The organism is Crossiella sp. CA198 (assembly GCF_052078295.1).
Taxonomy (GTDB): domain Bacteria; phylum Actinomycetota; class Actinomycetes; order Mycobacteriales; family Pseudonocardiaceae; genus Crossiella.
Genome location: NZ_JBQJIM010000017.1, coordinates 63,621 through 75,695, shown reverse-complemented (window position 1 = coordinate 75,695; position 12,075 = coordinate 63,621). Strand labels below are relative to the sequence as shown.

Annotated in this window: 12 protein-coding genes; 5 read left to right on the top strand and 7 right to left on the bottom strand. The window is 72.5% G+C overall.

Features of this window, described 5'->3' with window-relative positions:
* The first annotated feature begins 21 nt into the window (after nt 1-21).
* Nucleotides 22-753 (top strand): NYN domain-containing protein, encoded by a 732-nt coding sequence (locus ACTOWY_RS27490; RefSeq protein WP_441312512.1) that lies wholly within the window; start codon nt 22-24, stop codon nt 751-753.
* A gap of 85 nt (nt 754-838) precedes the next feature.
* Here the strand turns inward: ACTOWY_RS27490 and ACTOWY_RS27485 are convergent, their stop codons facing one another.
* Both ACTOWY_RS27485 and glmS read right to left on the bottom strand, forming a co-directional pair.
* Nucleotides 839-2,281: an NAD(P)H-hydrate dehydratase gene (locus ACTOWY_RS27485; RefSeq protein WP_441312511.1), complete on the bottom strand. Its 1,443-nt coding sequence runs from the start codon at nt 2,279-2,281 to the stop codon at nt 839-841.
* Nucleotides 2,278-4,140: a glutamine--fructose-6-phosphate transaminase (isomerizing) gene (gene glmS, locus ACTOWY_RS27480; protein WP_441312510.1), complete on the bottom strand. Its 1,863-nt coding sequence runs from the start codon at nt 4,138-4,140 to the stop codon at nt 2,278-2,280. The genes ACTOWY_RS27485 and glmS overlap by 4 nt, the downstream gene beginning before the upstream one ends.
* Nucleotides 4,141-4,237: 97 nt before the next feature.
* Here glmS and ACTOWY_RS27475 point away from each other — a divergent pair, with 97 nt between their 5' ends.
* Nucleotides 4,238-5,074 carry a dienelactone hydrolase family protein gene (locus ACTOWY_RS27475; RefSeq protein ID WP_441312509.1) on the top strand — a complete coding sequence of 279 codons (837 nt, stop codon included), beginning with the start codon at nt 4,238-4,240 and terminating at the stop codon, nt 5,072-5,074.
* Nucleotides 5,075-5,131: 57 nt separating this feature from the next.
* Here ACTOWY_RS27475 and ACTOWY_RS27470 read toward each other — a convergent pair whose 3' ends face one another.
* From ACTOWY_RS27470 to ACTOWY_RS27460, 3 genes are all read right to left on the bottom strand, one after another.
* Nucleotides 5,132-8,083: a WXG100 family type VII secretion target gene (locus ACTOWY_RS27470; RefSeq protein WP_441312508.1), complete on the bottom strand. Its 2,952-nt coding sequence runs from the start codon at nt 8,081-8,083 to the stop codon at nt 5,132-5,134.
* Nucleotides 8,083-8,361 (bottom strand): hypothetical protein, encoded by a 279-nt coding sequence (locus ACTOWY_RS27465; protein ID WP_247755594.1) that lies wholly within the window; start codon nt 8,359-8,361, stop codon nt 8,083-8,085. Before ACTOWY_RS27465 ends, ACTOWY_RS27470 begins: the two co-directional genes overlap by 1 nt.
* A 245-nt stretch (nt 8,362-8,606) precedes the next feature.
* Nucleotides 8,607-8,879, bottom strand: a complete 273-nt coding sequence (locus tag ACTOWY_RS27460; protein WP_441312507.1) for a hypothetical protein — start codon at nt 8,877-8,879, stop codon at nt 8,607-8,609.
* Between the two features lie 109 nt (nt 8,880-8,988).
* Here ACTOWY_RS27460 and ACTOWY_RS27455 point away from each other — a divergent pair, with 109 nt between their 5' ends.
* Genes ACTOWY_RS27455 through ACTOWY_RS27445 form a run of 3 tightly spaced genes read left to right on the top strand, consistent with a single transcriptional unit; the run spans nt 8,989 to nt 11,383 of the window.
* On the top strand, nt 8,989-9,228 hold the full coding sequence (locus tag ACTOWY_RS27455) for an acyl carrier protein (protein WP_441312506.1): 240 nt from the start codon (nt 8,989-8,991) through the stop codon (nt 9,226-9,228).
* A complete protein-coding gene (locus tag ACTOWY_RS27450; RefSeq protein ID WP_441312505.1) occupies nt 9,225-10,436 on the top strand; it encodes a beta-ketoacyl-[acyl-carrier-protein] synthase family protein in 1,212 nt (403 codons plus the stop codon). The genes ACTOWY_RS27455 and ACTOWY_RS27450 overlap by 4 nt, the downstream gene beginning before the upstream one ends.
* The gene (locus tag ACTOWY_RS27445) at nt 10,433-11,383 is read left to right on the top strand and encodes a beta-ketoacyl synthase N-terminal-like domain-containing protein (protein WP_441312504.1); all 951 of its coding nucleotides are present in this window, start codon (nt 10,433-10,435) and stop codon (nt 11,381-11,383) included. Before ACTOWY_RS27450 ends, ACTOWY_RS27445 begins: the two co-directional genes overlap by 4 nt.
* Before the next feature lie 16 nt (nt 11,384-11,399).
* Here the strand turns inward: ACTOWY_RS27445 and ACTOWY_RS27440 are convergent, their stop codons facing one another.
* Together ACTOWY_RS27440 and ACTOWY_RS27435 are read right to left on the bottom strand one after the other, a co-directional pair.
* On the bottom strand, nt 11,400-11,828 hold the full coding sequence (locus tag ACTOWY_RS27440; protein ID WP_441312503.1) for a hypothetical protein: 429 nt from the start codon (nt 11,826-11,828) through the stop codon (nt 11,400-11,402).
* Between the two features lie 69 nt (nt 11,829-11,897).
* Entirely contained in the window at nt 11,898-12,074 is a 177-nt protein-coding gene (locus tag ACTOWY_RS27435; RefSeq protein WP_441312502.1) for a hypothetical protein, read from the bottom strand.
* Nucleotide 12,075 lies beyond the last annotated feature (1 nt).

The window sequence follows — 12,075 nt, the reverse complement described above, 5'->3', positions numbered from 1 at the left end:
CCAGGTCGCTACGGTCGCCTGATGAGGGTGGGGATCTATGTCGACGGGTACAACCTCTACTACGGCGGCCGGAAGCGCTGTGGCCGGGGAACCCCGGGCTGGCGCTGGCTGGACGTGCGTGGGCTGGCCCGCACCACGGTCGCCGAACAAGGGCAGCGGTGGCCAGCGGCGACTGTCACCCGGGTGGTCTACTGCACAGCGCGGATCGACGGCGCCACCAACCCCAGTGGCTCCGCCGACCAGGACGTGTACCTCAAAGCACTGCGTGGGTCCGGCAGCGTCGACCACATCGAGTACGGCAACTACATCAGCAAGGTCATCAAGCGCCCACTGGCAGTCGCGGGCAACCGCAGGCGCCCGATCCTGGTCGAGCCCGACTGGCCGGTGAAGATCCAGCGGCACGGTGTGCCGGTGCCCGACGCGACCTTCATCGCCTCGGTGGCCACCTGGGAGGAGAAGGGTTCCGACGTCAACGTCGCCTCCCACCTGCTGGTCGACGTCCTCTCCCAGGCTGTCGACGCCGCAGTCGTGATCAGCAATGACAGCGATCTACGCCTACCTGTCCGAGAGGCGTGGCATCGAGTGCCGGTCGGCGTCGTCAACCCCGGCAGCGGCTACACCGCGGGCGATCTGTCCGCTGACGCGAACATAGGCGTCGGCCGTCACTGGTGGCGCGCTCTCACCGCGGCCGACTACACCTCGCACCAGCTCCCGGACCCCGTACGCACCTACCACCGGCCACCCGGCTGGTAGTCCAGTTGTCTCTTTCTCCGCCAAGAGGTAAAGTGGCCCCATACCCGCCCGGCCCCTTGTGGGCCGGGTTTTTCTTTGGGCCAGGTCACCTGAATCCAGCCGCTACCCGCAGGGCTCGAATAGCTTGCGGCAGCACCTCGACCAGCACCGAGGCCGAGGTGGGCGCGTCGCGTGCGGCCAGCTGACCGGCCAGCTCGTGCGCGCGCACCGCGCAGCCCGCGGCCAGCCAGGGGTCCAGCCCGCTCGCCAGCAGCGCGCCGATCAGGCCGGAGAGCACGTCACCCGATCCGGCGGTGGCCAGCCAGGCCGAGCGGGCCGGGTTGACCAGCACCCGGCCGTCCGGGGCGGCGACGATGGTGGCGTGGCCCTTGAGCAGTACCACCGCGCCGGTCCGCTCGGCGGCGCGGCGGGCCGCGGCGATCCGGTCCTCGCCGACCGCGCCGGCGAAGCGAGCGAACTCGCGGTCGTGCGGGGTGAGCACCATGGGGGTGTCCGGGTCGCGCTCATCCCACCGGGACTCCTCGGCCGCCAGCAGGGTGATCGCGTCCGCGTCCGCGCACACCGGGACCCCGGCGGCCAGCACCCTGCGCAGCACCTCGGCGCCCGCCTTGCCGGTGCCCAGGCCGGGGCCGACCACCCAGGACTGCACCCGGCCGGCGTCGGTGACCGAGCCGGTGGCCACCACCTCGGGCCAGCGGTCGCGCACCGGGTCGGCCGCCTCGCCCGCGTAGCGGACCATGCCGGAGGTGGCCCGGATGGCCGCGCCCACGGCCAGCACCGCCGCACCCGGGTAGACCGCCGAGCCAGCCGCGATGCCGGTGACGCCCTGGGTGTACTTGTCGTCGGTGGGTCCTGGCACCGGCCAGCGGGCGCCGACCTCCGCGTCGGAGAGCACCACCAGCTCGGGTTCGCCCAGGTCAGAGCCAATGCCGATATCGACAAGGTGGACCTCGCCGCAGTGCCCGGCGGCGAGCACGTGCACCGGCTTGAGACAGCCGAAGGTGACCGTGGCGGCCGCGTGCACCGCCGCGCCGGCCACCACGCCGGTGTCCGGGTCCACGCCGCTGGGCAGGTCCACGGCCAGGATCGGGGCCTCGACCTGCGCGACCAGCTCGGCCGCGGCCGGGCGCAGTGGGCCGCGGGCGGACAGGCCGACGATGCCGTCGAGCACCAGGTCCGCCGAGCGCACCGCGGTCAGGTGATCATCCGCGATCCGGCCGCCGGAGCGGCGCAGCGCGGCCAGGCCGGCCGGGTGCGCGCGGTCCGGGCTGAGCAGCACGGCTTCCACCGCGACCCCGCGCCGCCGCAGGAAGTGCCCGGCCCACAACGCGTCCCCGCCGTTGTTGCCCGCACCGACCAGCAGCGTCACCCGCCGCCCTGCCACCCCGCCGGTCAGCTCGGCCAGCATGGTCATGGCGTAGCCGGCCAGGCCGAAGGCGGCCCGGCGCATCAGCGCGCCCTCGGGGACCCGCTTGAACACCTCGTGCTCGGCCGCCCGGACCCGGTCGGCGCCCCAAACCCCGCTCACTCGACGGTGACCGACTTGGCCAGGTTGCGCGGCTTGTCCACGTCGTAGCCGCGGGCGCGGGCGATCTCGGCCGCCAGCACCTGCAACGGGATGGTGGAGACCAGCGGCTGCAACAGGGTGGGCACCGCGGGCAGTTCGATCAGGTCATTGGCGAAGGGCCGCACCGTCTCATCGCCCTCCTCGGCGATCACGATGGTGCGCGCGCCACGGGCCCTGATCTCCTGGATGTTGGACAGCAGCTTGCTGTGCAGCACCGCCCGGCCCTTCGGCGAGGGCATGACCACCACGACCGGCAGCCCCTCCTCGATCAGCGCGATCGGCCCGTGCTTCAGCTCACCGGCGGCGAAGCCCTCGGCGTGCATGTAAGCCAGCTCCTTGAGCTTGAGCGCGCCCTCCAGCGCCACCGGGTACCCCACGTGGCGACCGAGGAAGAGGACCGCCTTGGAGTCGGCCAGCTCCCTGGCCAGCTCCCGCGTCTTGTGCACAGTGGACAGCACCTGGGCGACCGCGGCCGGCATGGCCTCCAGCTCGTGGAACTCGCGCGCGACCTCATCCGGGTACTTGGTGCCGCGGGCCTGCGCCAGGGCCAGGCCGACCAGGTAGTTGGCCGCGATCTGGGCCAGGAACGCCTTGGTGGAGGCGACCCCGATCTCCGGTCCGGCGTGGGTATAGAGCACCGCGTCGGACTCACGCGGGATCTGCGCGCCGTTGGTGTTGCAGACCGCCAGCACCCTGGCCTTCTGCTCGCGGGCGTGCCGCACCGCCTCCAGGGTGTCCGCGGTCTCGCCGGACTGGGAGACCGCCACCACCAGGGTGGAGCGATCCAGCACCGCGTCCCGGTAGCGGAACTCGCTGGCCAGCTCGACCTCCACCGGCAGCCGGGTCCAGTGCTCGATGGCGTACTTGGCGACCAGCCCGGAGTGGTAGGCCGAACCGCAGGCCACCACGAACACCTTGTCCACGTCCCGCAGGTCCTGATCGGACAGCCGCTGCTCGTCGAGCACGATCCGGCCGTCCTGGAAGTGCCCGCGCAGCGTGTTGGCCAGCGCGTCGGGCTGCTCCTCGATCTCCTTGAGCATGAAGTACTCGTGGCCGCCCTTCTCCGCGGCCGCGAGGTCCCAATCCACGTGGAACGGCGTGCTCGGCGCGTCCTCGCCGTGGAAGTCGGTGACCCAGTACCCGGCCCGGGTCAGCTCGACCACCTGGTCCTGGCCCAGCTCGACCGCGTCCCTGGTGTGCTCGATGAAGGCGGCCACATCGGAGGCGACGAAGTTCTCCCCCTCGCCGACCCCGACCACCAGCGGCGAGGACCGGCGGGCGGCGATGATCAGGTCCGGGTGGTCGGCATGCGTGACGACCAGGGTGAAGGCGCCCTCCAGCCGGCGGCAGACCAGGCGCACCGAGGCGGCCAGGTCACCGGCGGTCGCGCCGTCGAGGTAGGCGGCGGCGATCAGGTGCGCCGCGGTCTCGCTGTCGGTGTCGCTGGCCGGTTCGATCCCGGCGGCCTCCAGCTCGGCACGCAGCGCGATGAAGTTCTCGATGATGCCGTTGTGCACCACGGCGAGCCTGCCGCTGGTGTCCCGGTGCGGGTGCGCGTTGCGGTCGGTCGGCGCGCCGTGCGTGGCCCACCGGGTGTGGCCCATGCCACTGGTTCCGGCGAACCCGTCCCGGCCGACCTCGTCCAGCCTGGTCTCCAGGTTGACCAGCGGCCCGGCCTTGCGCTCCATGGCCAGTCCGCCGTCGCCGTCAAGCACGGCCACGCCCGCCGAGTCATAACCCCGGTACTCCAGCCGCCGCAACCCGTCCAGCACGACGGTCAGGGCCGGCCGATGACCTACGTATCCCACGATCCCACACACTCGGGACAGGGTAGGCGCTGCCGTCGGAGGAGTCGGATTGGTCCAAACCTCGGGCCGACGCCAGCCCGGCTGGCCGGTATCCACTACCGTCCGGGGCATGGCACGCGCGGTCAAGGCCCTGACGGCCAAGCAGGCGCTGGTGACGTTGTCCCGCCCCGGTCCGCACCAGGTGCTACGCGGGGACCTGGGCCTGATCGGCCTGCCCGGCGTGATCGTCACCCCGGCGCGGGGTCTCGGCCTGCCTGCCGTCGCCTTCGGCCACGGCTGGCTGCAACCCACCCGCCGCTACCTCGGCCTGCTCAAACACCTGGCGAGCTGGGGCATCGTGGTCGCCGCCCCCGGCACGCACACCGGCGCGCTGCCCAGTCACCGCCTCTTCGCCGCCGACCTGCGCACCGCGCTGGACGTCTGCACCGGCGTCCGCCTTGGCGAGGGCCAGATCAGCGTGCACCCGGAACGGCTGGCCCTGGCCGGTCACTCGATGGGCGCGGGCGCCGCGGTGCTGGCCGCGGCCGAGGACGAGCGGATCCGCGCCGTGGTCACCCTGGCGCTGGCCGAGACCCGGCCCTCCGCGCTGGACGCCGCGCACCAGTGCGCCATGCCCGGCCTGCACCTGTCCGCGGTGCAGGACCTGGTCGCCCCCACCGTCGGCCACGTGGAGCCGGTCGCCCAGGCCTGGGCCGGACCGGTGCAGCTGCGCGGCATCACCAAGGCCACCCACCTGGCCTTCACCGAGGGCAGGCACTGGAGCGACCTGCTGCTGGACGGTCGCTCCCACCACACCACCCAGCGCCTGACCAAGGCCCTGGCCACCGCGTTCCTGCTGCGCATCCTCACCGGCACCCGCGCCTACAGCGCACTGCTGGAGGAGGAGGTCCGCGGCTGCACCATCGACTACACCCGCGGCCCGCTGCCCACGCCCGCGCGCCGCTGACTCAGCCGGGCGGCGGGTGGCCGCCCGGCGTGAGCCCCTACCGCGGGGCCGGTCCGGTCACCGGTCGCGGAACCCGTCATCCCCGAGCACGGGGTTGACCCACTTCCGCTCGCCTTCCTCGTCAATGGAGAAGTACTGGCCCTGCGTGCGCCAGTTGCTGGCCTGCCGCTCCTGGTCGCCGCCCTGGCCGCCACCGGCGCCCGCGCCACCGCCCATCGGCATGCCGCCACCCATCGGCGCGCCCGCCGGGGGCTGACCGCCCATCTGCTGCTGGTTCCACGCGCCGCCGTCGGGCACCGAGGCCAGCCCGGCGCCACCGGAACCGGTGGCCTGCGGGCTGTTGGTGTCCGACAGACCGGCGCCACCGGACTGCGGATGGTCCGGTCCGCCACCAAAGGCACTGCCCGCGGACGGGCTGCCCGGGTTGCCGCCCGCCGAGGTCGTGGTGTGCCCAAGGTCGTAGCTGCCCGAGGCGGCCGAGGCCGTCCCGGTGCCGTCGATGAAGCCCTGCGGCGGGAACGGCCCGCCGGCGAAGCCGGGCTGCGGCCCGCCCCAGTTCGGCGGCGGCGGGGGCTGCGGCTGCCACCCCGGCGGGGGCGGCGGCGGGCTGCCCTGCGGCGGCCCGCCCTGCCAGCCCTGCTCGTGGCCGAACTGCGGCGGCGGCATGTGCTGCGGTGGGGGCGGCGGCTGCCAGCCGGGCGGCGGAGGCGGCGGACCGCCGTGCTGCATCGGCTCCGGCTGCCAGTGCGGCATCCCTGGCGGCGGCCCCATCGGCGGACCCTGCGGCGGGAACCCGGGCGGCGGACCGCCCTGCCAGCCCTGCGGGGGCCCACCCTGCCAACCGGGCGGCGGACCCTGCGGCGGGCCGCCCTGCCAGCCGGGCGGCGGACCGCCCTGGGCGCCCTGCGGCATCATCGGTTCGCCACCACGCCCGAAGGCGGGCTCCGGCTGCATGTGCTGTCCCGGTGGCAGGTGCTGACCGGGCTCCATCCGCCCGAAGGCGGGTTCGGTCTGGTACGGCCCCTGCTGCTGGAACGGCATCGGCTCGGCCCGCATCGGACCGCCCTGGCGGATGTCGCCGGGCTCGCCGCCGATCAACGGCATCGGCCGCGGCATCCCGCCCTGGCCACCCTGACCGCCAGGACCGCCCTGGCTGCCCGGTCCCTGGCCAGGCCCGCCCTTGGGGCCCTCGTCCTCGAAGTTCACCGTGTACGTGGTCGGCGGCTTGCCGTCCATGTTGTCGATGGTGACCTTCATCTGGTCACTCGACCCCGGCACCAGCTGGGTGGTGATCAGCGAGTTGCCGTCCCGGAAGGAGGCGGTGCCGTCCGGTCCGGGCTTGATCTGGGTCGGCTGCTCGCCGCCGGGCCCACCGGGCTTGCCGGAGACGTCCAGCCGCTCGTGCGGCGCGCCGGGCATACCGCCCTGCTGACCAGGCCCGCCGGGCTGGCCGGGCATTCCCGGCTGGCCGGTCTTCTCACCCGGCAGCTGGAAGTCGATCTCGTACGGCTTGGGCTTGCCGTCCGGCCCGGTGACCATCAGCTTGACCTTGCCGTCATCGGTCGGCTCGGTCACCTGGATCTTGCGCCCGCTGCCGTCGTCGATGGTGACGGTCTGCTGGTCGTTGGGCACCGGCACCTTGGACGGGTCGGTCTGGTCCAGCAGCTTGGACGGGTCCTGCGCGCCAGGGATCTCCGGCTTGGGCAGCTCCGGCATGGACGGCGGCTTGGGCATACCGCCCCCGCCACCACCGCCGGAACCCGTGCCGCCCCCGCCGCCACCACCGGTGCCGGTGCCGCCACCGCCGTTGCCGCCGGTGTCACCGCCACCGCCGGTGCCGTCCTTGGGGAACTTCGGCTCGTAGCCCTTGAGGAAGTTGTTGATCGAGTCCCACTGGGCGTTGACCGTGGTCAGCGCGGCGTTGCAGGAGTTCTCGAACTGGGTGATCTTGCCGCCGAACTCCTTGTCGAAAGGACCGTCGGCCCACTTCTTGCAGGTGTCGCGCACCATCGTCTTGGTGGATTCCTCAAGGTCTCCACAGTCGTCGTCGTCCAGCGCGCGCGAGGTGGCGCTGCCGGTCGTGCGGTCCAGCCAGCTCGCCACCTCCTTGATCTGGTTGCGCTGCGCGTCGTCGTCGCCGGTGAGGCCCTGCATCGCGATGGTGACGATCTTCTTGGCCATCTCCGGCGGCGCGCCGGCGATGGTCAGGGTGAAGGCGTTGGTCAGTTCCTCGCACTTGAGCTTGCAGGCCCGGTAGATCTCGCCGACCGCCTTGGACAGCGTCTCGCCCGCGCCGCCGAGCTGCTTGACCAGCTGGTCCAGCTGCGGGCGCACCGCGCCGCTGTAGTGCTGGCTGGAAGCGCTGGCCGCCTTGCCGTCCCAGGCACCGTAGAGGCTGATCAGCTGGCCGTCGACATCGTCCATGTACTGGTCGACCGCGGCCTTGGCCTTGGTGAACTCATCGGCCTCGGTGAGGAACTTCTGGAAGTCGATGCCCTTCTGCTCTTCCCACCGGAGCTGGATCCCGCTCTGGAAGTCGACGTGCTTGACGCCGCGCATGTTCCAGGCGGGCAGGAAGCGCTTGAACATCTCCAGGTTGCTGACCGCGCCGTCGAACAGCTCGTTGGAGTTCTTGGTGCCGCCACCGCCGAGCGCGGGCGGCTGGGCCTTGCCGATCTTGTCCTTCGCCTGGTTGTTGGCGTCGGTGGCCTTCTTGTCGCTGCCGTCTTTGTTGTCGGCGTCGGAGGCTTCCTGCTTGCCCTTGGCGACGGCCTCGTCGAGTTCCTGTTCCTCGTCCTCGTCGTCATCGTCGCCGTCGAACTCGCCCTCGTCCTCGTCGTCGAGGTCGTGGCCTGGCGAGTAATCCTTGATGTACTTCTTGTGCTCGTCGTCAATCCGGTCGTCCTCGCGCGTGTCGAGGTATTCGTCGAGAATCTCGCGCTTGGTGTCCGGATTGACGTTGGGGTTGTCAAGGATCGCCTTGACTTCGTTCCAGTCAGCCTTGGCCATCACTTGCCCCCGGAGCTACGCACATTGCCCGCGTTGGTCGACTCGGAACCGCGGTAGGTGCCCGCCGACTGCTTGACCTTGTTGGAGAAGGCGGTCATCGACTCGACCATGCCCTTGACCCCGTCGGCCAGCTTCTGCACGCCGTCGCGGTACGGGCCGCCCTTTTCCTGGTGCTTCGTGCCGAAGTCAGCCGGATTGGCCTGGCTGGCCACGAAGTCCTTGACCCCGTCACTGGTCTTGGTCGCGCCGTCTGCGATGGAGCCGGCGACCCTGTTCATCGTCGCCGGATCAGATCCGTAACCTGCCACGGTCCCTTCCTCCCCATTGGAGTGTTCACAACGCAGACGTCGCCGTTCCGCCCGCCGTTCCCGGCCGCGGTCAACGGTTTGCGCGCGCACACCGCACGCGGCGCCTGGCCCGCCTGGGGCCAACGCTCACTGTGGCACACCGGCCTGCCCGGCACACACGGTTCAACGGTTCCGCCGACCGGGCGAGTACTCCGGGTAGGGAGCCGGGGTTCGACTCAGCCCTGCGGCTGACCCCATCCGGGTGGGGGCTGCTGGCCGGGGTGGGCCTGCGGCTGCGGTGGGAAGGGCTGTCCCACCGGTCCGGGCGGCCCAGGCGGCGGCCCGAAGGACATGGGCGGCTGACCTACTCGCCCGGACTTGCCGAGCTTGGCCAGCACCAGGATCGAGATAACCAGCGCGCCCAGCGCGGCGGCCGTGGTCACCATCAGCAGCACGTCCGACACGTCGGTGGGCAGCACCCTGGCCAGCACCTGCGTTGTCCTCGGCATCTCATCCCCACCCCTGTTGACGTCAGCGCGGGCACCCTACCGCGGGAACGCGCGGGTCGTAGTTGAATGGGCCCGGACGTCAGCGCATCGGAGGAAGGCGGCACACCCCGTGGAGGACCAGGTCGAACGCATCCGCGCGGTGATCAGCAGGGTGCTCGGGGTCGAACCGGAGCGAGTCGGGCCGGACACCTCGTTCCTGGCCGAGCTGGGCGCGGACTCGATGATGCTGATCGAACTGCTGACCAACCTGGAGATCGAGTACGACATCGAGGTGGACGAGTCCGAGCTGGCGCACCTGGTCGATCTCCAGTCGGTGCTGGACGTGCTGGCCAGGGCGCGCCAGGCGTGACCGGGCGGCGGGTCGCGATCACCGGGATCGGCGTGGTCTCCAGCATCGGGATCGGCGCCGGGGCCTTCCGGGACGGCTTGCGGGCCGGCCGCAGCGGGGCCAGGCCGATCACCGCCTTCGACACCACCGGCTTCGACCGCACGATGGGCTGCGAGGTCACCGGCTTCGAGGCGGCGGACTGGCTGCGGGTGGTGGATCCGGCCGCGCTGGGCCGGGCCGGGCAGTTCGCCGCGGCCGCCGCCACCATGGCCGTGCGCGAGGCCGGCGCGGACCTCGACCGGCTGCGTGCCGGGCACGGGCTGATCTCGATGGGCACCACCGACGGCGGCGCGCCCACCCTGGAACGGCTGGTGGCCGCGGACCTGGCGGCCGAGCACGGGCACCGGGACCCGCTGCTGGCGGCCCAGGTGCCCGCCGCCCGGCTGGGGCTGGACATCGCCACCGAACTCGGCCTGCGCGAGGTCGAACTGTGCACCCTGGGCACGGCCTGCTCGGCTGGCAACTACGCGATCGGCAACGGCTTCGACGCGATCCGCTCCGGCGAGGCGGACTTCGCGCTGTGCGGCGGCGCGGACGCGATGTGCCGGCTGACCTTCACCAGCTTCTACCGCCTTGGCACCATCTCCCCCGACGTGTGCCGCCCCTTCGACGCCGGCCGCCAGGGCATCCTGACCGGCGAGGGCGCCGCGGTGCTGCTGCTGGAACCGTGGGAGTCCGCGGTGGCCAGGGGCGCCCGGATCCACGCCGAACTGCTCGGCTACGGCCTGAGCTGCGACGCCTACCACCAGGTCGCGCCGGAACGCGCGGGCATCGCCCTCGGCATGACCCGCGCGCTGGCCAACGCGGGCATCACGCCTGCCCAGGTCGACCTGATCTCCGCGCACGGCACCGGCACCAAGGCCAACGACGTCACCGAGACCGCCGCCATCCGCGAGGTCTTCGGCGAGCACCCGCCACGCACCGTCTCGCTCAAGTCGATGCTCGGGCACACCATGGGCGCGGCCACCGCGCTGTCGGTGGCCGCCTGCGCGCTGGCCATCACCGAGGGCTTCATCCCGCCGACGATCAACCACCGGGTCACCGATCCGGAGTGCCCGATCGACTGCGTGCCCAACACCGCGGTGCCCGCCCGGCTGCGGGTGGTGCAGAGCAACGGACTGGCCTTCGGCGGCAACAACGCGATCGTGCTGCTCGGGGCCGCCGGGTGAGCGGCCTCGCGCTCACCGCGCACTCCGCCGCCTCGGCCTACGGCCTGGCCACCGAGTCCCTGCTGGCCGGGCTGCGCAGCGGCCGGGCGCCCGACGGCCGCGCCGTGCCGGAGCTGGACATCCAGGCGTTGCTCGGGCTCAAGGGCACCGCTTCGATGGACCGGGCCGCCGCACTGGCCGTGCTCACCGTCGGCGAACTGCTCGCCGCGCACCCGGACCTGGCCGATCCGGACACCGCGCTGGTGCTGGGCACCACCAGCGGCAGCGCGGGCACCCAGGCCAACGTGGTGCGCGGTTCGCTGACCCGGCGCAGGCCCTACTTCATCGAACCCTCGCTGGTGCCGTTCGCGCTGATGAACGGCCCGGCCTCGATCTGCGCCATCCGGCACGGGCTGCGCGGCCCGAACGCGACCGTGGCCGGTGGCCGGGCCGCGGTGCTCGGCGCGCTGCGCTACGCGAGCAGGCTGATCGGCGGCGGTCAGTGCGCGCGGGCCCTGGTTGGCGGCACCGAGGAGCTGACCCCGGAACGCGAGTGGCTGGAAGGCCAGTACCCGGTGCGGGCCGGGCCGCTGGGCGAGGGCGCCGGGGTGCTGCTGCTGGAGCCGCCAGGCCAGCGGCCGGTCCTGGCCGAGGTGCTCGGCTTCGGCTCCCGGCTGGTGGCCGGGGACCAGGTCCAGGACGCGGTGACCGACTGCGTGCGCGGGCTGCTGACCCGGCACCGGATCAAGCCCGGCGAGGTCGGCATGGTCAGCGCGCCGGTCGAGCTGTCCGGCCTGCTCAGCGCGGCCGACGCGGTCAACCCGGCTGGGCTGCTCGGCGACACCGGCGCGGCGGCCGGACTGTTCCAGCTGATCGGCGTGCTCACCGCCGGGATCGGCGGCGCGGCCGTGGTGGTCTCGGTTGATCAGGGCCACACGGTGGTCGCGGCCCTGCTCCGCCTGCCCTGACCCAGCCCGCCGTGGGTCAGCTCAGCCAGGACTGCTGTTCGTAGTCGTCATCGTCGTCCGCCGGCCGCCGGGCGGGCGCCCGCCTGGTCACCGGCGGCGGCGCCACCGGCGGCGGGGGCGGAGGCGGCGGCGGTACGGGCGCGGAGTAGGCGGGCGCGGGCCGGTAGCCCTCTTCCTCTTCCTCCCCGCCGAAGCGGAACTGACCGTCCCCGCGATCCATCACCGAACTGGTGGCCCAGCCGCCGCCCTTGCGCTGGCGCTTGGCCAGCTCGGTGATGTGCGCGGTGACCCGGTCGGTGACCTTGCCCTGCTGGTCCAGCTCCTCCTTGGCCGAGGCGGTGGCCTTGGCCACCTGCGACTCGCGCATGTCCCGGAGCAGCTCGTTCTCCCGGGTGGCCTCGTACTGCTGTCGCAGCGCGGCGGCCAGCCTGTCCTCAACACTCATCTCACGGCCCCCAGGGTCTTTCCACGTCTGGGAGAGAAATGTACCTGGCCACCGGTTGAGCAGGGGCCGCTACCGAGGTCCGGGGCCGTTGGGCGGGTACTGACCAGGCTGCTGGTAGTAGCCAGGCGGCGGGTACCCGGTCGCCTGGCGCTTCTTCCGGCGCGCGGCCAGCACAGCCACCAGCACCACCGCGCCCATCACCAGCACGAACAGCAGCACCATCAGCTGCGGGACACCGATCATCACA